Source organism: Mobiluncus porci, assembly GCF_009695935.1.
Taxonomy (GTDB): domain Bacteria; phylum Actinomycetota; class Actinomycetes; order Actinomycetales; family Actinomycetaceae; genus Mobiluncus; species Mobiluncus porci.
In genome coordinates this window covers 1-22417 of record NZ_VUMY01000026.1, presented here as the reverse complement: position 1 = coordinate 22417, position 22417 = coordinate 1, and the positions used below count along the sequence as shown (strand labels likewise).

General features: G+C 54.8%; 20 protein-coding genes and 1 other RNA gene. 9 read left to right on the top strand and 12 right to left on the bottom strand.

Going from position 1 to position 22417, the window contains the following annotated elements:
• Positions 1–196, bottom strand: a 196-nt coding sequence (locus tag FYJ63_RS11295) for a transposase-like zinc-binding domain-containing protein (protein WP_420846027.1), incomplete at its 3' end; no start/stop codon positions are given.
• Positions 197–1496: 1300 nt separating this feature from the next.
• On the opposite strand from FYJ63_RS11295, the gene FYJ63_RS10650 reads away from it, so the two are divergent.
• Positions 1497–1835, top strand: coding sequence for a hypothetical protein (locus FYJ63_RS10650; RefSeq protein WP_154546555.1), 339 nt, complete (start codon positions 1497–1499; stop codon positions 1833–1835).
• A 197-nt stretch (positions 1836–2032) separates the two neighbouring features.
• Here the strand turns inward: FYJ63_RS10650 and ssrA are convergent.
• Positions 2033–2404, bottom strand: a transfer-messenger RNA (tmRNA) gene (gene ssrA, locus FYJ63_RS10645).
• A 184-nt stretch (positions 2405–2588) separates the two neighbouring features.
• Between ssrA and FYJ63_RS10640 the strand changes: the two genes are divergently transcribed.
• Positions 2589–3500: a mechanosensitive ion channel family protein gene (locus FYJ63_RS10640; RefSeq protein WP_154546553.1), complete on the top strand. Its 912-nt coding sequence runs from the start codon at positions 2589–2591 to the stop codon at positions 3498–3500.
• Positions 3501–3522: 22 nt separating this feature from the next.
• Here FYJ63_RS10640 and FYJ63_RS10635 read toward each other — a convergent pair whose 3' ends face one another.
• A complete protein-coding gene (locus FYJ63_RS10635; RefSeq protein ID WP_154546551.1) occupies positions 3523–4473 on the bottom strand; it encodes a sugar-binding transcriptional regulator in 951 nt (316 codons plus the stop codon).
• A gap of 221 nt (positions 4474–4694) precedes the next feature.
• On the opposite strand from FYJ63_RS10635, the gene glpA reads away from it, so the two are divergent.
• From glpA to glpK, 5 genes are all read left to right on the top strand, one after another.
• Positions 4695–6422 (top strand): anaerobic glycerol-3-phosphate dehydrogenase subunit GlpA, encoded by a 1728-nt coding sequence (gene glpA, locus FYJ63_RS10630; protein WP_154546549.1) that lies wholly within the window; start codon positions 4695–4697, stop codon positions 6420–6422.
• Positions 6419–7813: a glycerol-3-phosphate dehydrogenase subunit GlpB gene (gene glpB / locus FYJ63_RS10625; protein ID WP_154546547.1), complete on the top strand. Its 1395-nt coding sequence runs from the start codon at positions 6419–6421 to the stop codon at positions 7811–7813. Before glpA ends, glpB begins: the two co-directional genes overlap by 4 nt.
• Complete coding sequence (locus tag FYJ63_RS10620; protein WP_154546545.1) at positions 7810–9207, top strand: anaerobic glycerol-3-phosphate dehydrogenase subunit C; 1398 nt, start codon at positions 7810–7812, stop codon at positions 9205–9207. Before glpB ends, FYJ63_RS10620 begins: the two co-directional genes overlap by 4 nt.
• A gap of 95 nt (positions 9208–9302) precedes the next feature.
• Positions 9303–10055, top strand: coding sequence for an MIP/aquaporin family protein (locus FYJ63_RS10615; RefSeq protein ID WP_154546543.1), 753 nt, complete (start codon positions 9303–9305; stop codon positions 10053–10055).
• A gap of 124 nt (positions 10056–10179) precedes the next feature.
• Entirely contained in the window at positions 10180–11718 is a 1539-nt protein-coding gene (gene glpK, locus FYJ63_RS10610; RefSeq protein WP_154546541.1) for a glycerol kinase GlpK, read from the top strand.
• 330 nt (positions 11719–12048) lie between these two features.
• Here glpK and FYJ63_RS10605 read toward each other — a convergent pair whose 3' ends face one another.
• The 6 genes from FYJ63_RS10605 to FYJ63_RS10580 are packed head-to-tail and all read right to left on the bottom strand — an operon-like array spanning position 12049 to position 16918.
• Positions 12049–12717 (bottom strand): hypothetical protein, encoded by a 669-nt coding sequence (locus FYJ63_RS10605; protein ID WP_154546539.1) that lies wholly within the window; start codon positions 12715–12717, stop codon positions 12049–12051.
• Positions 12714–13418 carry an ATP-binding cassette domain-containing protein gene (locus FYJ63_RS10600; protein ID WP_154546537.1) on the bottom strand — a complete coding sequence of 235 codons (705 nt, stop codon included), beginning with the start codon at positions 13416–13418 and terminating at the stop codon, positions 12714–12716. Before FYJ63_RS10600 ends, FYJ63_RS10605 begins: the two co-directional genes overlap by 4 nt.
• Positions 13419–13422: 4 nt before the next feature.
• Positions 13423–14169, bottom strand: coding sequence for an ABC transporter permease (locus tag FYJ63_RS10595; RefSeq protein WP_154546535.1), 747 nt, complete (start codon positions 14167–14169; stop codon positions 13423–13425).
• Positions 14166–15122, bottom strand: coding sequence for an ABC transporter ATP-binding protein (locus FYJ63_RS10590; protein ID WP_195839385.1), 957 nt, complete (start codon positions 15120–15122; stop codon positions 14166–14168). The genes FYJ63_RS10595 and FYJ63_RS10590 overlap by 4 nt, the downstream gene beginning before the upstream one ends.
• Positions 15122–15892, bottom strand: coding sequence for a hypothetical protein (locus FYJ63_RS10585; protein WP_154546531.1), 771 nt, complete (start codon positions 15890–15892; stop codon positions 15122–15124). The genes FYJ63_RS10590 and FYJ63_RS10585 overlap by 1 nt, the downstream gene beginning before the upstream one ends.
• A 15-nt stretch (positions 15893–15907) precedes the next feature.
• Positions 15908–16918 (bottom strand): ThiF family adenylyltransferase, encoded by a 1011-nt coding sequence (locus tag FYJ63_RS10580; protein ID WP_229770154.1) that lies wholly within the window; start codon positions 16916–16918, stop codon positions 15908–15910.
• Positions 16919–17396: 478 nt separating this feature from the next.
• Between FYJ63_RS10580 and FYJ63_RS10575 the strand changes: the two genes are divergently transcribed.
• Together FYJ63_RS10575 and FYJ63_RS10570 are read left to right on the top strand one after the other, a co-directional pair.
• Entirely contained in the window at positions 17397–18539 is a 1143-nt protein-coding gene (locus FYJ63_RS10575; protein ID WP_154546527.1) for a sensor histidine kinase, read from the top strand.
• Positions 18526–19209 carry a response regulator transcription factor gene (locus FYJ63_RS10570; RefSeq protein WP_154546525.1) on the top strand — a complete coding sequence of 228 codons (684 nt, stop codon included), beginning with the start codon at positions 18526–18528 and terminating at the stop codon, positions 19207–19209. Before FYJ63_RS10575 ends, FYJ63_RS10570 begins: the two co-directional genes overlap by 14 nt.
• Here the strand turns inward: FYJ63_RS10570 and FYJ63_RS10565 are convergent.
• From FYJ63_RS10565 to FYJ63_RS10555, 3 genes are all read right to left on the bottom strand, one after another.
• Positions 19200–20108 carry an ATP-grasp domain-containing protein gene (locus FYJ63_RS10565; protein WP_154546523.1) on the bottom strand — a complete coding sequence of 303 codons (909 nt, stop codon included), beginning with the start codon at positions 20106–20108 and terminating at the stop codon, positions 19200–19202. The genes FYJ63_RS10570 and FYJ63_RS10565 overlap by 10 nt on opposite strands.
• 34 nt (positions 20109–20142) lie before the next feature.
• Complete coding sequence (locus FYJ63_RS10560; protein ID WP_154546521.1) at positions 20143–21267, bottom strand: D-alanine--D-alanine ligase family protein; 1125 nt, start codon at positions 21265–21267, stop codon at positions 20143–20145.
• A gap of 534 nt (positions 21268–21801) precedes the next feature.
• Entirely contained in the window at positions 21802–22293 is a 492-nt protein-coding gene (locus tag FYJ63_RS10555; protein ID WP_154546519.1) for a DUF732 domain-containing protein, read from the bottom strand.
• Positions 22294–22417: the final 124 nt, after the last annotated feature.

The following is a 22417-nucleotide window of genomic DNA, read 5'->3' as shown; positions in this document are numbered from 1 at the left end:
CTTTCCCTGGCATGTTTTTCTGTCGCTGGGGTGAGAGCAGCCATCCCAGGAAATGGTTGAGTTCTTTAGCAGAGTTATCAATCTTGCAGACCTTAGACCCGCCGCACTCTTTGCAACGCCAACGCTGAGAACCGGAAGAAGTCTTTCCATTACGTTTCAAAGGAGTACCACACTCCGGGCATTTCATCATGTTCATGCCCTCAGCATGAACCAGCCAACTTTCAACCCAACTTTCCCCCGCCAACACAAGCAAAACCCGGGAAAACAGACACACAATTTGACCGACCCCAAAGTTCAGCCAAACCAACTTTCAACCCGACTTTAAGGCTCTACAACAACAAAAAACCCGGATAAAAAACACACAATTTGTCCTTTACCCCAAAAAGGCTCCCTGCGGAAACCAAGAGCAAACAGGACATAAAAATGCCTTGTCTATCTCGGTTTCCACAGGGAGCTTCGTTCGTCGTTATTTTACCTGTGACGCTCGACCTATATGGTCTTGCGCTCGGCCCTTATGCCCGGTAGTAACCCCGCATCAAAGACGGGACGGGTGCTGAGCCTTTTCTTTATGCACTGATAATACACCAAATACATCACCAACGCAAGGAAAATATTCGCATAACCCCAGGTCAGAAGCCTATTACACTCATATACGAGCAGAAAATGACAAAAAATTTTCCGACCCGCACTCGCTTCGCGCCTGCCTGTTCCAAGCAGGAGACAGGAGGAGGGGAGGGGGTCGAAAATGGAACACTTTCAAAACATGGAAATGTTCCACTCAAAACACGTTTGGAACACTTTTGAAGCAATGGAACACTTTTGAAAGAGCAAAAGTGTTCCACAAAAAAGCTTATAAACGAGACAAAACGTCATTTTCTTAAATTTGCCCTTCAACGGCAAAAACCGCGTAAGCCCGCACTACGACGGAGCGAACACCGTTTTTGGCATCCGACTGGAACACTTTTGAAAGATAAAACTTTTTACTCAAACTAAATCCAATATTCAGATACTACTAAAGCCTCATATATAAGTATTTTTTCTTCCTGCACTCGCGTAGGTATATAAAACCCTCATAAACGGTTTAATAAATTGTACATTAGATAAAAACGTGTCTAGTAAAACTTTGTTACTCCCAAAAGTGTTCCACGGGGTCAAAAGTGTTCCAAAAACACGTTTTCACAAGCTTTTCGCACCCCTTTCGCCTCCGGCATCTCGCTTCGCTCGATGCATCTTTCACTCATCGACAGAAGAAGACGGGTTCACGCACCTAACCCATCCCCCTCCCTCTTCTCTGTCGACCAATCCAGAACAGCCGCCGGAGGCGGCCTACCTTGGCGCGGACGGCGTTAGCCGTCCCGCCCCACATCCCCTCACTAATCCGCCTGACAATCCCGTGCCTTCACGCCTCACCCAGCCAAAAGAGGCTCGCGCCTCACGGGAGCATACGCGCCAACAACCGTCAGGGAGGGACAGACATGTACTATTACCGACAAGCAATGAAAGAAGACATCCGCGACTACATCGAGGGCAACGTGGAGATAGGCGAGGACACAGACAAAGACGAACTCGAATCAACACTCTACGACGACCTGTTCATAGAAGATTCCGTCACGGGCAACGCCTCAGGCTCCTACACATTCAACAGGAACACTGCCCGCGATTACGTCACCGACAACATCGACCTGCTGGAAGAGGCGTGCGGCGAACTCGGAACAGACGACGCGACCATAGGCCGCTGGTTCCTGAATCAGGACTTCGAATCCATGGACGTCACCATCCGATGCCACCTGCTATCCGAGTGCCTCCACGACGTCGTGGAGGCCATCACAGACTAAAGAAAAATGCGAGAACACTTACCATCAAGTGCTCTCGCATATTCTTTCCAACGCATCCATAAAGGGCACTGAACACAAAAAATGCCTTGGACGGTTAACCATCCAAGGCACTATCATCCGTGGTCAATAGCCATCCACGAACCTATATACAAGCGCCAACTCATTCCTCACGAAATAGAGTTCAACGCTTCCTACTCTGGTGGAGATGCGGGGAATTGAACCCCGGTCCGATCGGGAAAACCTGGTACTTCTCCGGGTGCAGTTTGCTTTGAAATCTCGGCAAGGCGCGTCCCGCAAACAGGGCAGCGACTTGCCAAAGTTACCTAAAATCTCGGGCCAACCAAAGTAACCCTGGCGACCCCAGTGGCTTCATAAGCGACGCCAGGAACCGCGGCTGAAGCGACCGCGGGCTGACGGAATCAGTTCCCTTGGGTTAAGCAGCCAAGGTGAAGGATTCAGTACTGTTACGTTCAGCACTTATTGGTTCGTATCCGTCGTTTACGAGATGAGGACACATCCTCGACCCGCTTCTCTCAGGACATTACCGACCGTCGAAACCGATCATCCCCTATTCTGTTGTGTTGCTGGTTTGCTACGCCGTTTGGGTCAGACCCTTCTGGCTCCACTTCGTTACGCCAGAGAGGTCTGACCCTCACCGGCTTCGCAAAACCTAGCAAGTATTCAAGTGTAACCCGAAACCCCGAATCTGTCCAGAGTTTATCCCCAATCCCCCTCAGCGGCTAGGCTTAACCCATGCTGGACGACATCGTGGACTATATCCTGAAAGCTCTCAACACCGGCGGCAACTTGACCGCCAAACTCGGGCTCACTTTCCTCGCCCTGGCTCTCGCCTTCCTCGTTCGCCGCCTAGCAAAATTCGTCATTAGGCGTTTTACCTCCAAAGAGCGCATGGTGAGCCGCCTGACTGAAATCGTCACCGGCCTGGTGACCCTTGCCGCCATCGTGATTGTGGTTCTCATCTGGTTCAAGGCGCTCGATTCGCTGATTCTTCTCGTCTTGCTGGGCATCCTCGTTTTCGTCTTTGCCATGCAGACCCTGGTGGTGAACCTTTTTGCCTACTTCCAAATCCTGTACCGCAAGCCCTTCGACATTGGTGACCGCATCGAAATCGATGGAATCCGCGGTGAGGTTACCCACATCGGTTTGTTGACATTCTCGGTTTCCGAGGTCAAAGGCTGGCTGGGAACCCAAACACCCACCGGAAAGTTCGTCCACATCCCGAACTCGTTTGTTTTCGAGAAGGTTTTTTCAAATGAATCCGCGGATTTTCCCTATGTTTGGTCAGATCTCACCCTGCCGGTGACTCATGCCTCTAATCTCGTCAAGGCCGAGAATATCCTCCTTGATGCCGCAAAAATCCAACTCGACATGCTCATTGCCCAGGCCGAGGACACGGATCGCGAGAAACTCGAGGAACAGGCCGACCTCTTCGATTCCACGATTGATCCCGCGGTCACCATGCGCGTCCACGGCTCCGGAGTGGATCTCACCTTGCGGTTCCTCGCCCCCGTCAAGCGCGTCAGCGCGGTGGAAACCCGCCTCTGGAAGGATGTTTTCTCTCGCATCGATGCTGTTGATGACATCGAATATTCGCCCACGGTCTACCGGATTATCGGTTCCGAACCCAGTTCGCCGGTGCAATAAGGTTCAACAAGGGGGCCGGTCCCTAACTGAGTTTCAACAATCTCGCCGCGCATTCCTCGTCCACCACGAGATCCGTCGCCACCCCGGCTCGCAGCGCCGCCAACAACGGCACGGCCTTTTCCACTCCGGAAACGACGCAGATCCGCCGCGGAATCCGCGTCAAATCCCGTGGTGTCGGCCCTGATGCCCGCTGGTTTATCTCCAAGTCCTCCCAGGTTCCATCCGCCCGCAGCAGCACTGTGCAAACGTCGCCGACCACGCCGAGACCTTTGAGCTCCTCCATTTCTAGAAGCGACAGATACCCCCCGGAATAAACCATCGAAAGCTGTTCGCCTTCCAGAGTCCCGACCCCAAAAATGGCCACATCCACCTCTTTTTGCAAGTCAAGCACGAGTTTCACCGACCGCTCTCGCCACAGAGCCACCTTCGTGTCGGGATAGTCGAAGAAGGCCGGCACGGGGAAATGCTGGACCTCAGCGTGGTAGGCCTCCCCGAAAGCCTCCATAATCGTGCTGGCATAGACGATTCCGGAGGAAATCAGGTTTCCGGCGCCATTGAGTTGGACAACCCTCGCGCCGAGAACCGGTTTCGGGACGAGGTGCTCCGCGATGGCAGACAAAGTATTCCCCCAGGCGATTCCGATGATGGCCTCGGGAAACACCGCCCCGGAGATGACTGAGCCCGCCACTTCCGCGACCAAGTTAAGCCGCTGGCGCCCCCGCACCCGCGGCGGCACCGGAACTACCCAGACCTCGATCCCGAAGCGCTCCGCGAGCTCGGCGCGCAATCCCGGGGTCGCCCCACTGGGAGGATTCAAAGCGAACTGTACATACCCCTCCGCGCGCGCCACCCCAATCAGGCGCGAGACCGTGGATCTAGAAACCTTGAGTTTCCGCGCAATCGACTCCATAGTCTCATCCTGGACGTAGTGCATCATCGCTGCTCGATAGGCTAGTTCTGCGCGGTCTTCCAAGGCCCACCTCCCAGAGAGTGCAATTTATTTCATTGTATCTGAAATAAGTTGCACACATGTCTAACTTCGGCGCCGCCCACTGAAAACCTCCCCCGGCCCCCGCCTCATTAGCTAAATTCAATACCGTCAAAACGGCAGTGAAGCCGTCTTGATTCAGACGAAAATCTGACCCAACTACTACCGCATATTCAGTAAGCCAATCCCCAAAGGAGGGGAAAACATTGCAAAGACTGAAAACTGAAGTCGTCGTTATCGGCGGAGGCGCCACCGGAGTCGGAGTGGTTCGCGACGTGGCCATGCGCGGATTCGACACCATTCTCTTAGAGCGCGCCGATATCTCCCAGGGCACTTCCGCCCGCTACCACGGACTGCTCCACAGCGGCGGTCGCTACGTCATCTCCGACCCGGAATCCGCCACCCAGTGCGCGGATGAGAACGCGGTGTTGCGGCGCATTAACGCCGATGCCATTGAGGACACCCACGGCTTTTTCGTCCAGACTGCTATCGACCCCGATGATTTCGCCGATAAATTTTTCCCTGCCGCCCGTCGCCTCGGAGTGGAATGCGAAGAAGTCCCCCTCACCCAGGCTTTTCGGGAGGAACCGAACTTGAACCGCGGCATCAAGCGCGTCTACCGCGTCCACGATGCCACAATTGACGGCTGGCAGCTTGCTTGGGGCGTTCTCGAATCCGCCAAGCAATACGGGGCGAAAGTACTCCCCTACCATTGGGTTCGCGGGATTGAAGTTTCCGGCGATGAGGTTCGCGCGGTCAAGGCCACGAACGAAAAAACCGGCGAAGAAGTCGTGATTGACTGCCGTTTCGTCATCAACGCCTGCGGGCCTTGGGCCGGTCAGGTCGCAGAACTCGCGGGCTGTCACGACGTAGAGGTCGTCCCGGGGCGGGGCATCATGATTGGCTTCAATCAGCGCTTGGTCCACCACGTCATCAATCGGCTCGCAGTTCCCGGAGACGGCGATATTCTTGTTCCGGCCCACCCGATTTGCGTCATCGGGACGACCGACCAGGCCGCGAAAAACCCCGATTTTCTCCGTATCTATCCCGAGGAAGTTCAGCAGATGCTTTCCGCTGGGGAAGAACTGGTTCCCAGCATTCGCCAGGCACGCGCGCTACACGTTTGGGCCGGGGCGCGCCCCTTGCTGAAAGATAAACGCGTCCAAGCCTCCGACACGCGCCACATGTCTCGCGGAATGGCGATTATTGACCACCTCCAACGCGACGGTTTGCGCGGTTTCGTGACGATTGTGGGCGGGAAGGTGACAACCTATCGGCTCATGGCGCAAAACGTGGTAAACGATATGTGCCACCAACTCGGGGAACATCGCCCCTGTCGGACAGCCGAGGAACCGGTCCCCTCGGGACGCGAAAAGCGTTTCTACCAGCTCAATCACCGGTTGGCTGACCGGGAGGCGGATCGCCACGAGGAGCCGATTATTTGTGAATGCGAGTTGGTAAACCGGCGGATGGTGCTAGAGCATCTCGAGGAACATCCCGAGGCGAACCTCGATGACCTGCGCCGACAGCTCCGGATTGGGATGGGACCGTGTCAGGGGACGTTCTGTGCGGCGCGCACGGCCGCGTTGGTCTATGAGTTCCGCAACGCGCGCGCGGGGGATGCTGCAGTTGGCGCGGGTTCATCAAGCGGGGATTCAGCAAGCGCGGATTCGGCAAGCGCCGATGCAGCCTCGCTCATGCTCCGACTGTTTGTGTCGAACCGGATGCACGGGATTTTGCCGCTGCTTTACGGCCAGGAGCTCAAGGAAATCGCGCTGGGTGAATGGGTTCAGGGGACGCTTAGCCTCGACCGGCTTCCCGCGCCGAGTCCCGCTTCTTGCCAGGCCACCGGCGACATGGCTCTCAACCACGGGGTGGACCGTGACCCGGCCACACTCGGCGAGCTCGCGGACAAGGAAGGAGCCCAGAGATGAGGATTGCGGTTATTGGAGCCGGACTTTCGGGGCTCTCCGCGGCGCTGATGCTTCGTGAAGCGTGTCACAATGTCACCATTTTTACCCACGGGATCGGCGGCTTGCCGCTGTCCAACGGAACCCTCGATGTGCTCGGTTACCGTGCTTTGAGCGGAAACAACGCGAAAGACCTCGCGAGCGACGACCCCTTCGCGAGTTTCACCGAACTCCCGAATACCCACCCCTACCAGGTCATCGGAGCGGACAACGCGCGCGAAGGGGTGAACTGGCTCGCGGAGAAAACCGGCCTTTTCGAGATACACGGCGAAAACCGGCTTCTCCCGAGCCCCCTCGGGGTGGCGCGCCCGACTCTGGGAGTGCCGAAGAATGCCGCGGCCGGAATCCTCACGGAGGGCGGGAAATACCTCGTTGTGGGCCTGAGGCAGTTTAAGGACTTCCCCGCGCCTTTGATTGCCGCGAATCTCAACCGCTCGGACGTCGTGAAGGTCGAGGCTCGCGCTGTGGTCTTGGATCTTCCGGGACGGGCTCGCGAGGCGGATACGCTTGCGACCGATTATGCCCGTCACTTTGATGGGTTGACGAGCGCGACCGCGGGAGGGTCTGCGGGAGCGGCAAAGGCTACTGGCGCGACTGCGGGCGCGACACTTCGAAAGCAGTTTGCGGAACTCATCAATCGCGCCGTGAAGCCTGGAGAAGTCGTCTTGATCCCGGCGATTATGGGGCTCCAGGCCGAAACTTTCCTCGATTTCGCGACTCGCGTCCAGGCTCCGATCGCGGAAGTTCCGACGATTCCGGCCTCGATTTTTGGCCAGCGCACCTATAACGCGCTCATCGAGGCTTGCCGCGAAGCGCGAATCGATATCCGCCTCAACTGTTCGGTAAGGCCTTACCGTCGGGGACGGGCCAAAGTGGAAAATATTTACCAAAATGGCCCGTCGCCGATGGTAAATGACGAGGTCAGGGAGCTGGTGGTCGCGAGAGCGGGCGGGACTGATCGGGTCAAGGTGGATGCGGTAATCGATGCCGCGGGCGGTTTCGCTTCTGGAAACCTCGCGCGCGACTCGCATCTCGCCTTTCACGAAACCATCTTCGATTTGCCGCTGCGCCCGGGAACCGCTTTCACCAGCCGCGGCTCAACCGCGGCGCTCCACGAGATTGATTTTGAGCAACGCACAGAACTGGAACGGACGCTCTCTACTGGAATCGCCGTCGACTCGGCAATGCGCCCGCTCGACGCCGCGGGAAACCCCGTTTTCACGAACGTGTTTTGCCTCGGGGAGATGCTCGGCGGAGCGCATCCTTGGCTGGAACTGTCCGGCGAAGGCATCGCGCTCGGTTCCGCGGTCGCGGCCGTGAAAGCCATTGCGGCGTTGAAAGGGGAAAAGATATGAGTTCAACAAAGGCCACTTTGCCGACCCGAGAGTCCCAAGAGACGACGACCCGAGACCGGAGCGCATTGCGTGCCAAACCACCCAAACCCGGGGATTCCACGCTGGCCCGCAAGAAATCTCCCCTGGATTTCGCCCGTGACTCCCTCGCGCGATTTTCCCTTGATGAATGCGTGAAATGCACCATCTGTGAACAGAACTGCCCGGTCTTGCGCGTAACCGAAAAGTTTTCCGGACCGAAGTTTGTCGGTCCCCAAGCCGAGCGTTTCCGCCACGGTCAGTCAGTCGATCACTCGCTGGATTACTGTTCTGGCTGTTCGATTTGCACCACGGTCTGTCCCCAAGGGGTCAAGATTGCCGAGATAAATGCCCAGGCTCGGGCGGTGATGAAGGCCCAACCTGGCAAGATGCCCTTGCGCGATCGCTTGATTACCCAAACCGAGTTGGAGGGGAAGCTTTTGACCCCGATGGCGCCGCTGGCCAACGCGGCCATGGGCATCAAGCCGGTCCGTAAACTCGCCGAGGCCGTCGTCGGGGTTCACGCCGAGGCTCCCACCCCGAAAGCCCAGAAACGCACCTTTATGTCCTGGTGGAAACACCACGAGAAGGAACTCGCTTCCGGGAAGTCCCCTTACCGAGCCAAGGGCGCCCCGAAACGCGGTCCGGTCGTGTTTTTCCACGGCTGCGCCGGAGGATACTTTGAGGTTGCGACCTCAATTGCCACCGTGGAAGTCTTGGAATACCTCGGTTTTGACGTGGTGGTTCCTAAACAGGGCTGCTGTGGGCTGGCGAGTCAATCCAACGGGCTTTTCGATGAAGCCACCAAGATGGTTTTGCGGCTTAGTACGGAGCTGCGGCGCGCGGGGCGCGACCTCACGATTGTGTCTTCCTCCGGATCTTGTGCGGGAATGCTGCGCCACGAGGCTCACGAAATTATGGGGGTGGAGTCCGCGGCGCTTCGCGATGTGGGCTCGCGGATGGTGGAAACCTCCGAGTTCTTAGCCGAGCTCCTCGACGAGGGGGATTTCCCGATCGAGGATCTCCGCCCGATGAACCTAGAGATCCTCTATCACCAGCCCTGCCAGGTGAAATCCCAAGGCATCGGCAAACCCGCCATCCGCGTCATGGAGGCCATCCCCGGAGTGAAAGTCGTGGAGTCCGGGGAGGCCTGTTGCGGAATTGGCGGAACATATGGACTAAAGAAAGAGAAATTCGCGGTGGCTCAAGCCATCGGAAAACCGCTGTTTGAGAAGGTCAAAGCGGTTAACCCGACGCTGGCCGCTTGCGAAACCGAAACTTGCCGCTGGCAAATTCGCAAAGGTACCGGTGCGGAGGTAATCCACCCGGTAGAGTTAGTTTGTCAGGCGTTGGGCCTGCCCAAAGACGGGAGGGCTTGACGCAAAACCAGCAAGAATTTATGTTCACTCTCACAACCGGCCGCGAGGTAATCGCGGCAAAACCCCAATATCCCACTACTAGAAAGGTTTAGCACATGGTGCCCTTGGGAACTATTTTTCTTTCAGAATTTTTAGGAACAATGTTCCTGATTATCTTCGGTGTCGGCGTCGTTGCCGTCAATCTCTTGACTAAATCCAAAGGCAAAGGCTCCGGCTGGATCCTCATCTCCTTTGGATGGGGTCTCGCTGTCTTCATTGGCGTTTACGTAGCCTTCCGCACCGGCGGTCACTTGAATCCCGCCGTGACCCTCGGTATGGTTGCCGCTGGTAAGACCGAGTTTATGCCGGGAATTCCCGTCACCGTCGAGACCACTCTCATCTACATTGTCGCCCAGTTCGCAGGCGCTATTGTCGGCGCCGTCATTGCCTGGCTCGCCTTCAAGCAACACTACGATGCCCACGAAAACCAGGCGGAAGTCCTCGGGACTTTCGCTACCGCGCCAGAAATTCGCTCCTACGGCTGGAACCTCGTCACCGAGACTATCGCCACCTTCACCCTCGTCGCTTGGGTTTTGCTCTCCGGCTACACCCCCAGCGGCCTCGGCCCGCTCGCGGTGGCTTTCGTCATCGTCGCCATTGGCATGAGCCTCGGCGGTCCGACCGGCTATGCCATCAACCCAGCTCGTGACCTCGGCCCGCGTATTGCTCACGCCATCTTGCCGATTAAGGGCAAGGGCGGCTCGGACTGGGGCTACTCCTGGGTTCCGGTCGTTGGCCCGACCGTCGGCGGTGTTCTCGCCGGTCTCGTCTGCGGTCCGATTGGCCCCGTCCTCTCCGCAGGCATGTGAAACGATGGGGGCGTGCTTTAGCGTTTCATCCGAAACCCGAGGCACGCCCCCGATACTTTTCCAGCATTATTTATCTCTCACGGGGTTTCCCCTCCCTAAACCCAAATCCTTGAAAGGAACCTAAATGTCAGACAAGAAATACGTTCTCGCTATTGACCAGGGAACGACTTCATCAAGAGCCATCGTCTTTGACCACTCCGGCCGCGTCGTTTCTGTCGGCCAGATGGAACACGAACAAATCTTCCCCCACCCCGGCTGGGTCGAACACAATGCCGCCGAAATCTGGAGTAATGTCCGCGAGGTGATCGCCCGCGCGCTTGCCGGAGCCACCCAAAAAACCGGCGAAGAAGTCAACCACCACGACATCGCTGCCGTCGGGGTCACCAACCAGCGTGAAACCACCATCGTGTGGGATAAAAACACCGGTGAACCGGTCTATAACGCGATTGTGTGGCAAGACACCCGTTCCCAAGATCTAGTGGATCGCCTCGCCGCCGAGGGCGGACCGGATCGGTGGCGCCCGATGGTGGGCGAGACCCTGTCGACCTACGCCTCAATCACGAAACTCATGTGGATCTTGGAAAACGTGCCGGGCGTACGGGAACGCGCCGAGGCAGGTGATTTGCTGTTTGGCAACCCCGACACCTGGGTGATTTGGAACCTGACCGGCGGAGTGAACGGCGGTCTGCACATTACTGATGTCACCAATGCGTCTCGCACGATGCTGATGGATTTGAAGACTCTGTCTTGGCGGGAAGATATTTGCGCAGCTGCGGGGATTCCGATGTCGATGCTTCCCGAGATTCGATCTTCGGCAGAGGTCTACGGGGAGTGCCGCCAAGACGGGCTCCTCGCCGGAGTGCCGGTCGCGGGGGATCTCGGCGACCAGCAAGCCGCGACCTTCGGTCAGGCCTGCTTCGAGCCGGGCATGGCGAAGAACACCTACGGGACGGGCTGCTTCATGTTGATGAACACCGGCACCGAGCCTCAGCCCTCCACTAACGGCATGATTACGACCGTTTGTTACAAGATCGGGGATCAACCGACCGTTTACGCTCTCGAGGGCTCGATTGCTGTAACCGGCTCTTTGATTCAATGGTTGCGCGATAACCTGAAGATTATCGATTCCTCCCCGGATGTTGAGGCTTTGGCCGCTTCCGTCGAGGACAACGGCGGGGTCTACTTCGTGCCGGCCTTCTCCGGGTTGTTTGCGCCCTACTGGAAGGGCGATGCCCGCGGGGCGATTGTCGGGATGACGCGTTACAACACGAAGGCCCACATTGCGCGCGCGGCATTGGAGGCCACCGCTTTCCAGACCCGCGAGGTCCTGGACGCGATGGAAGCCGACTCGGGCGTGAAACTCGAACAACTTCGGGTTGACGGCGGCATGACGGCGAATAACCTCCTCATGCAGTTCCAGTCCGATGTCTTGGGCGTGCCGGTCGTGTTGCCGGTTGTGGCTGAAACCACGGCTCTCGGCGCGGCTTATGCGGCAGGCATCGCGGTTGGCTTCTGGAGTGGAACTCAGGATGTCATCAATAACTGGCAGGAAGACAAGCGCTGGGCTCCCGCAATGGACGGGGCCGAGAGGGATCGGCAGTTGCGCCTGTGGAAGAAGGCGGTCACCCGCACCTTCGACTGGGTTGATGGCGATGTGAAGTAATTTCATCTGTCTGGCGGCGCGGGCTCGTTTGAGTCCGCGCCGTTTCCTTTGGGTTCGGCGCTCGGTGCGCGAGAAGCCCCTCGCAGCTACGAGGGAGCACCCTCCCCCATTGTGTCGGAGTCGCTTCGCTCCCCGCCACAATAGGGCCCCCTCCCCAGGCTGCTTCGGGTTCTTCTTCGCGCACCTTCGCGCCTGCTAATTTCGCGCGTCGCGTTTGGAAAGAGCCCGAGCGCCGCTGGCATTTAATAATTCACGCCATCAACCCAGGCTCGGCGGGGATTTTAAGAGGAAGCTAAACAGCTCCGCAGCGTTTCGGGCTTGTTTCGCGGCTTAGAAACAGTCGATGGTGCGTATTCTTCGCCTGGCTATCGTGGCTAGTGTTGCCGCCACAGCCAGACAGAGAAGAGCCATGCCACTGCCAGCAATTAGAGACACCCATACCGGACCGCTATTTGCCAGGGTATTTGGAACCAAGCAAGCCCAAATAATACCGTTCAAAACCGTTGCCCGCGTGGATCCGAAGAGAACGCCAACGCAAGCGCTGATTATTGCCATACTAAATACGGAAATGGCCAAAACTACCGCGTAGAGTAGCGGCGTGAGTAAAGAGATTCCCGAGACAGCGCAATAAATGGATTCAGATACCCAAAATCCTATAGATACTGCGCCCGCTCCCAGTGCCGAGTGCAAATGCAACTTAGTTCGGAATACTTTTGTCCGACCACCGGGGAGACTAAACAGGAAGTTTCGCTTGTCTGGGAGATAATCGTAAACAACACCGTGCGACACCATCCAGCTCACATATATAGTGGCGATAAATAGGGTAATCGCGGCTGGTATAGAAATGCTCAGCGTCAGCGGAAATGGCCCTAATGCGGTCGGCGCATCTACACCCAGGAGTCTAAAGAAAAAAGAGAACGCCAGCGGTAGGGTCGCGGATACCAGGGCTAATATCAAATATGGTTTTTTGTTCAAAAGATGCCATTCGTAGTGTTTCATTTTTCCTCCCGCGAGTTGAACAAAGCGGAATACTTATTCAAGAATGCGCCACATTCACTGGGCTTATTACAGGAGTCCATAAACACTCCTTGTTTCATGTAAAAAATCCGATTTGCCAAGGCGGACACGAGAGGATAATCGTGGCTCACAAGAATAATTGTCGTTCCGCCTGCTGCACGAGACTGGATAATCTCAACAAATCCATCAACACCTGAAGCATCAATGCCGGAGGTGGGCTCATCCAGGAGTAGCAGATTCGGTTGATTGGCAAGTGCAAGACCTAAAGCCAGTCGGGAGCGCATTCCGGTAGAGAGTTTTGACAAGGGCTCGTGTGCTTTCTCAGGTAATCCTACTGCCTGCAGGATCGCTCTCGGATCAACGTGACTAACCCCGCCGTAGGCCAACCGAAATTCCAATAGATTGAGGCAACTGCGCGCATACTCTCCCTTCGGCAAGGACAGATTCGTTCCCAAACGGGTGAGGTACCAGTCCGCCGATTTCGCGTCAACTTGGCGGTTTTGGAAACTAAAGCTGCCGGAAGTCGGCCAGATGAGAGTGGACAGCATTTTCAGTAACGTGGACTTCCCCGCTCCATTAGGTCCAATAATCGCCACAATCTCTCCTGGCTCAGCGGAGAAACTAATATCGTCAACTAGCATTTTGCCGTCCACCGACTTGACTAAGTTTTGCGTTTTCAGCATTGCTTTACTTTCTTCTAGATAATCCAACTAAACAAAGGGTGAAGGCCACGCAGAGCCAGAACAGTAATGTGGCCAGCATTCTGTTAAAATCAGGCAAAGGTTGCGCGAAGGCGAAGTGCCGCAACAACTTATGAGCAGGAACAAAGGGCAGGTAATCATGGATGATGTTCAACCACCCCGGCAATCGAGATGCCGGGTAGAGAATCGGGGCGAACAGCAAAGTAGTAATCATGACAATTTGACTGGCAACCTGAGTCCCAGCTTCTGGTAGCCATAGCGCAATCGTGTACCCCAAAGCGAGATAAGTGATAATGGTTATCAATAAAATTGCTATCAATTGCCAGGAGGCCACAGGAAATAACCCGAAATGTAGCCAACATGCTATGACTACAACAAGAGTTCCCGGCAGTGTTACTAAGATCCAGATCAAAAAATCCGAAAATAGTAGAACAGATCTAGAAACAGGCAGATTTTTTTGATAATCAAGAAATCGTTCAGTTCGGCTTTGGGCTAAAATCTGGGGTGCGATAGCTATAGCAATAGCTATGATACTCAGCTCTATGGTTCCAACGCAAACTATTTCAGTTCCCGTCCAATCTAGTTCTCCCATTAAAAGAGTTGCACCATATACAATAGCTAAGGCAAAAAAAGCTTGCACCACGGTAAGAATGGGTAAAAGGTAACGATGACGCAGGAAACTCCACATAAATGTACCAGCAAACTGACGGCTGCGAAGAATGAGGGAATTCATAGCGCGCCTCCCTCACAGTGTTGGAGCAAATCGCAGTAGATAAGGTCGAAAGTAACAGAGCTGACTTCCAAGTCTAAATCTGGGTAGGATACTAGCGCTTCCTGATAGAGCTCAGAAACTTGTGAAAATTGAGTTTTAGGCACAAGGTAATAGAGGCTATTATCTGCATCTTTTCGTTGCCACTGGTTAATGTTTTCGTCTAAGGTTTTTGGCAAGGCAAAATTAGGGAATCTAACAACCAATCTGGAAACTAGGCTTGTGAGAACATCGGGAGTCACGTCAAGCGCTAGTTCACCTGACTCGAGAACCATGAACCGATCCACATACTGTGTGGTGTGGCGCATGTCATGCGTTACTACAATAACAGCCCGTCCTTGATTAGCCAGTTGCTTCATTAGTTGCCAAATTTTAAGCCTTCGCGTGGCATCAATGTCGTTCGTCGGTTCATCAAAAAGGTACAGTTCCGTAGGCTGCAACGCGGTCATCCCGAAGGACACGAGGCGCTGTAGACCCCCTGAAAGTTTTTCGCTGCTAGTATTTGCATATTCACCTATACCGACTTGTTCCAAATAATCCACGGCTCTCTTTTTTGCTTCAGCTTTAGGCACACCACGAATTATTGCTGCGGTGGTAAGAGCTTCAAACACATTGACGCCTCTTATTGGAGCGTACCATTGTGGCATAGAAGCGGTTATGCGACGGGCAACCTTGGGAGACTTGAGAAGTGACGAACCGTTGTAGCGAATTTCACCCGAAGTTGCCTTAACTGCTGAAGAAATAATTCCTAATATCGTTGATTTTCCGGCACCGTTCGGACCGGTAATTGCGGTAAGTTCACCGCGATTTACATTGAATGAGACATTCTCAATTGCATAGGTTGAGGAGCCTCGATATTTTTTACTTAAGTCCTGAACAAAGAGTAATACGTCTGAAGAATCATTTCGATTGTTCATTATATCATCACCCCAATTAGAGAGAGGACGAATAATACCGGCCATAAAATAACTAATGCAATGTCGTAAGCAATCCCGAGCGACCGAACCAACAAACCATATTTCCCTTTCTCGATATTAATCATTAATAGAGGATTATCGAATAATAGGCATAAATACCACCTGAGGTCAGTCTTTCTTGTAAGATTAAATTCCCAAACAATTCGGAATATGATTGTAGATACGGCACTAGACAACCATTGACTCGAATCCGGTAAAATTACTATAAGAAAAGCGGCACATGACACATCAATAATAAGTCCGCTGCAAATAGCTGCAAATCGTGCTGGAATAGACCACACCCAGATATGATTTAGGTTCGTACGGAACGTAGACCATAGAACACTACCAGAAACACCAAATGATTTTCCAAAAATAATGTGACCTAGTTCATGCAAAATTGACGTCACAATAGCTATGAATGCCACGAAGATAATCTGATAAAAAATAGGTACATCGTCAATGAACCATTCGAATCCAAAAGTGAAACTATGGACAATTAAATAACTCACTAACACCCCTAGACTACAAACAAGAAGTATTCCAAGAACAGATGCGACAACTCTTTCAACAATCCGTCTACAAGCTTCAGAGCCACTTTTTCCGTAAGGATGAACACAACCCAATAAGTTACCGGTTATCACCATTCCAACACCACGCAAGACCCGAGGAGATTCTCCAGGTCTCACTTCTAAAATATCACCAGATCTCAACATTCGGTACTGTCCCATTATCAACTCCGTACCTTAAAGATAGCCTGGATATTCTTGAAATATCGGCCACTCGTCATAATTTCCTTTACCACATGTAGGACAATCGTCATATCTAGGCCAAGCTTTATGGGCAAAAGAAGTGTAATCTGGATACACTATTTCATATTGTAAGCCTAAGGTCTTGGGTTTTATATAATCTGTAATTAGACGCACCGCCTCATCCGCCATAACGGCAGTTATTATCCACATCGTGGGAACATAAGCTACCGTTTCAGGCTGATAATTTGACTGCTGAAAACCACGAAATTGATTAACAAATTTTGGATCATTTCTAGAATAATACAGGTTCAAACAATCAAAACAGCCCGTTTCTCCGGGGACTACTGTAAACACGCGACCGTGAGTAAGCTGATTAGCTCCAAATACACATGGCACATGCTCATCTACAATAGCCTTATTTACCCTACGCTGCGCCATAAACGGAGGCTCATCCAAAGCACATATAACCACATCATTGTCCGATATGTACTCCAGAACATCTTGAGAACTATCTATTCTAGCTACTATTGAAGTAATTTTTGTTAGACTGTTTAGCTCCCGAAGACGACTAGCAGCAACTTCTGCTTTAGCCTTCCCTATATCCATCTCTCGATACAATAGTTGTCTACCCAGATTACTTTCTTCCACAACATCTGAATCCAAAATGGTTAGGTTTCCCACTCCTACTCCTGCAAGGAGAGTTGCAACATTTACACCTCCGCCACCAAGCCCCAGTATCAGAATCTTACTTGACAGTAGCTTATCTTGCATCTTTGTTGCTTCAGCTGTAGAAGTTCCAGGAAAACCTGAAAAATAACGCACGTTCGGCAGGTATCTCGATGGCACCGCGCTTTCTGATGCTGCATCATCTAGAAAACCATACTTGTCTAGCATCCGCAGCCCATCCAGAATATCATCCCTGCTCAGCCACGGGAATCTAGTCCTTACGGATGCTACAACCTCATCTACATCTCTTCCATCTAGATTTTGGATTAGGTTCCACATCTCTCCTCTTCGATCAGTGAATTCCGCGGTAGTCCCGAGCTGAGCACCGATGCGAAAGGTGGATGGGGTGATTCTGTAAACCGGTTGCGTCTTTTTGATTATTGGACGTTTGTATTTCATTCCTTATACTCCATCGGTAACTGTCGCTGCCGTATGGAGCCCTGAATCGACAGGGCTCCATACGACTGGACAATTTTTTGCATTTAGAAGATGATCCACCAGGTGGCAGCTTCTACATCTTCAGCGACTTCAACCTGAACATCCATGGTTTTCCCTCCTCTCCGGCTTTCGGGGCAGATAGCACATGTATCTTCACTTGATTCGGCAATAGATTTGGCTCACGCTGTTTTGAGAGCCTTTTTCAGAGTAACAGCGAACATCAAGCGTGTGAATACCCCGAAATCGGGGTATTGCCAGGACCGACCAGCGAGAGTAATCTCTGATATGATGCGATTTTCGGCGGAACTAGAAAGTTTTCATGAAATACTTTGAGTCGTTAGAGCCAGTGAAGACGGCCTGGGGCTATCGTCTCGGGATGCTGTTACTTATAGCCCTCGCCCTTGGCGTTGACCTCTTTTTATTCCAAAATCCGCCTCACCCAACGAGCCTCATTGCCGCCACCGTTCTCAGTATTTCATCGATATTATTCCTGTTTTGGCCCCGACTAGGTGGCTGGATCTATCTCCTGGCTGATGCCGGTTTCGTGGCCTTCCCGGGCTCCTTCGTGGGAATGCTGGGATACATGTGCATGGCGGTCGTGTTTCTATGGGGGTGGCGAAGATATTACCTTGACGCGGCAATCGGAATAGCCCTCCTGTCAGTCAGCTTCTTCCTAGGCGCGCCGAAGTATCCAGCCACGGGCATTCTTACGTCCATACTGCTTCTTGCCGGTTTCACTGCTGGCTATATGCTCAGAAGATACGTTGATGAACGCGACGCGGCTTTGAACCAGCTTTGGGAAGAAAAGCTCAAGACCGTCCAGGAGACCCAGGCTTTTCGTGATGGTTTATCGGTGCAACTGCATGACTCGGTGGCGGGAACGCTCTCCATTGTCGCGTCCACTGCTGAAGTAATTTCCGGCGAAATTCCCACCGATTCGCTCGCGCGTCCCAAGACGGAACTGTTGCGCCTGGAGACCCGAAGGGCGCTTAGTGAGCTGCGCGAGATTATCCAACTTCTTGACACCAGGCAGGATCGAGAAACAATCCGGCCGAACCTCGAAAAAGAGCTGGAAAGAGCCGCCAGCGTCACCGCCGGAGCGGGGCTCAGTCTCGAACTGGATTCAAGCGAGGAAGAATTGAAAGAACTGCCGGATTACCTTCAGGATCAACTCATCCCCATTTTGCGCGAAACCACCACCAACGCTATCAAATATGCCTCCCCCAGCGCGCCGGTGACCCTAAGCATTTCTCAAAGCGAAAACCTAGTGGAATTCATGATGAAAAACCGGGTCTCTGAAGAGGTCCAAGACGCGGTGATGAGTTCCGGGAAAGGCCTGTTGCAACTGCGCAAGCGCTTGGAGGATTCCGGGGGCAGCCTCGAAGCCTGGTCAGCGAACGGGTGGTGGATTGTCCACGCAGAGCTGCCCATCGAGGGGGAGGGTTTGGATGACGAACAATGAAGATTCGGTGTTGCGGGTGATTTTCGCCGATGACGACCCCCTCTATCTGGAACAGGAAAGCATCCTCCTGCGTCGACAGTCGAGCCTCGACCTGGCGGGAACGGCCAATAGCGGGACTGCGCTGCTGGAACTGGCGGCGCGGATTGAGTGGGATGTGGCGCTGCTGGACATCGGGATGCCGGTGCTGGATGGTATCGCCACGCTACAGCGACTCTTGGAACAGCGCCCCGAAGCGGTGGTGCTCATGCTGACCGCTTTTGAGCGCCCCGAAACCTTGCGTCAGGCCCTTGGTGCCGGAGCGAAAGGATTTTTGACCAAAGACACGCCATCAGGGGAAATCGCCGAACTAATTCACCGCGCCTACCAGGGAAAAACCGTGCTGGATGACCGCCCGCTGGATATGCTGCGCGACTACTACCTACGAGGAGAACCCGAACCGGTTGACCCCGAATTCGCCCGCCGCCTAGCGGAGTTGCCGCCTCGTCTGCGGAAAGTTGCTGACTGCCTCGCGCAGTCAATGACGAATCGGGAAATCTCTCGCGCAACCGGTTTGGCAGAAAACACAGTCGGAAGCTACGTCCGAGATGTCATCACCGAACTCGGGGCTCGCCGCGGAGAAATCGCCGTGAAAATGGGCCAACTGGAGTTGAAACCGGAAAACTACCAGTAAAACCGCTGGATGATGGCGTCAGCAAAGTGGTCTACGGCCTCGCGGGAAGAATCAAGGTAGAGGTTGCCTTCAACCAGCCCGATTTCCATGACATAGTAGGATCCCTTGCCGTCCGCCACGAGATCAATACGGTCGTAGAGAACCTGGGTGTCGTGCTGGGAAGTCAACTTGATGTAGTCGTGGATATAGCGGCGCACCTGTTCACCCCAACCCCATTCTTCCTGGGTTGAATAGCGGGCGGTCACGATTTCTTCCGGCTCCGGATCATCGCTGGCGCTGTGAAGCATCGGGGTTTTTTGCACCGTGTGGGAAATCACGCCGTTGTAATAGACGATGGACACCTCGCCGTGGGTCTCGATTTCCTCCATGTAGCGCTGAATCATGACGCCGGATCCTTCCGAGAGGAGCGTCATCGCGTGGTCAATCGCTTCCATCCGAGAAGTCGCCGAAGTGGAAGTGTAGCGCCCCACCCCGCGCCCGCCGCTGGAGACAGTCGGCTTGACGACGAAATCCCCGTAAGCCGGAAAGCGGGTGTGGACCTGGTGTTTAGTCAGCCCCGAGTTTGGTTCCAGCCAGGTTGTAGGAATAATCGGCATCCCGAGTTTCTCAAGTTCCCGCAGGTAGTGCTTGTCCGTGTTCCATTCGAGAATGTCTGGCGGATTTACAAGTTTCGGAACACTCCTGGCCCATCTGAGGAATTCATCGCGGCAATGCGCATAGTTTGGCGCCGACCGCAAGACCGCGAAACGGCCTTCAGACCAGTCCGCACTCGGATCGTCCCAGTTCCGAAGCACCGGCTCAATCCCGTGACCGCGCAGCGCATCGCACAAATCCTCGTCTCCGGCGAGCCCCTTCGGGGTGTCGGAGCTCATCACCAAAATGACCTTGTTATCTGACATCTTTGTCCTTTCAGTACTTCTATAGTCTATGCCTTTAACGCAACCCTTGCGGGTGGGCGAGGGCGAGTTCAATCAACTCGGTGACTAAATCGCGGTAGGACAATCCGGCATTCTCCCACATGCCCGGGAACAGCGAAAACGGCGTCATCCCCGGCATCGTGTTGACCTCGTTCAGAATAATCTCCCCGCTGTCCTCGACGAAGAAGAAATCGACGCGGGCGAGACCCTCCCCGCCCATCAGCTCGAAGGCTCGGCGGGCATATCCTTGAATCCGCTCGGAAACCTCGGGGGGGATTTCGGCCGGAATCTGGAGTCGAACTGCGTTGTCAGCAAAGTATTTACTCTCAAAGTCATATAACCCTGGGGTTTTCACCATGACGACTTCCCCGGGGGCTGCGGTTCTCGGCGCGGAGCCTCGCGGTCCTTCCAACACGGCGCATTCAACTTCGCGGGCGCCCTCAACCGAGGCCTCCACAATGACTTTCGGGTCGTGTCGCCGCGCTGCGGATACTGCGGCCTCGAAATCATCCCAGGAAGTCACCCTGGTGACTCCCAGTGAGGAACCGGCGCGGGCAGGTTTGACGAAAACGGGAAGACCAAAGGAACGCACTTCTTCGGGGACTGACGCAGCGCGGTGGCGCCAAGCAAAATCGGTGATGACGTGGTAGCGTCCGACCGGAATTCCCCCCTGGTCAAAGACGAGTTTCGCGTACCCTTTGTCCATCCCGATTGCTGAAGCCGCCACCCCGCAGCCGGTGTATGGCACCCCTACCATCTCGCACAGGCCCTGCACCGTCCCGTCTTCACCGTAAGGGCCGTGCAACAGGGGCATTACGACGTCGATGCGGCCGAGATCCTTGATTGCCGAGCCGGCCTCACGGGTGTCCCAAAAGAAAAGATGTTGATTCTGCGGAACCAACGCGACGAAAGTGCCGTTGTCCTCGACTTCGGCGCCTTGGCCGTCTTGGAGTCGCAAGGTGTCGGTTTCGTCGGGCATCAAAACCCAGGCGCCGGTTTTAGTAATCCCGATGGGGACTGGATCAAAACGCTCGCGGTCGATATGGTCCAAGACTCCGGCCGCGGTCGCGCAAGAAATAGAATGTTCCCCCGAACGACCCCCAAAAATGACAGCCACCCGCGTCTTCGCATTTTCAGTCATAGCCTCTACTCTACCAGCCTCCGCTATGCCGACGCGCCTGACGACGCAAGCGTCGTTACCGGCGCTCCGGCTAAATCGCTCTCGCGATTTTGACGCCTTCGCCGTTGTCGCGGAGGCTCATACTCGCTTCGCTCGTTGCCGCCCGCGCCCCCGTTCCACTACGCCGTTGGGGTCAGACCCTTTTGGCTACGTTCCTTTCAGTCACTACGCCAAAGAGGTCTGACCCGCCGGCTACGCCGCGGCTACTGCACAAGCAGGGCTCCGCGGGTACAGCCTTAGCGCCCAAGCAGGGCGAAGCGACGGAAGGAGCAGCGGTGGAGGGGCTCGAAGCAGCCTGGGGAGGGACCCTATTGTGGCGGCGAACGCAGTGAGTCCGACAAATGGGGGAGGGTGCCCCCTCGTAGCTACGAGAGCCCTCCCCCGCGCGACGACCAAAGCCTCGCCCGACCAACAGAATTACCGCTACGCCGTTGGGTCGCACCCTTTCGGCTGCATTCCCTCCGGTCATTACGCCGAAGAGGTTCGACCCGCCGGCTACGCGGTCTCGGGAACGGTGACGGTTTTGGGTTCCAGATTCTCCATCCACCCCTCAAGCTTCGACGCCTGATCAGGACAAATCGCGAGCGCGGCGCTTTGTTCTACTCCCATCCAGAACATGACTTGCGTTGCGGGAGTGGGAAGTTTTTGCGGATCAGGGGCGCTGTTGTCTTCCATGAGGAAGGACAGAACCTGGGTCGGAGTCCAGCCGGATTCGAGTTTCCCACAAGCCCGCCAGCCCATTTCGGTAACCTCATCGCGCAGGTCATCGGGATAGTTGGGGTTCAAGAATTGGATTTGTTTCCAATAGGCCTGTTCGCGAGCGGTGGCATCGGCGGGGCGTTCCTCGGCGGTTCCGTTGAATTTCCCGAATCCCCAAGCGAAAAGAAGGCCGGCGGCGAAGAAGACGAAGGCACCAATCATGGTCTTCTTCATCCGCTTGTCCCACACGCCTGAGTCAGACGCGCGCTCGTCTTCGTACCCGAACATCGTCCCTCCTTCCTTCGATGAGTCGTGGGGGGGGGGGGGGGGGGGGGGGTTGTGTGGTGGGGGAGATGAAACGCGCCCCCCCCCGCCACAGCCCGCGGGGGGGGGGGGGGCGGGCGGGGCCGTG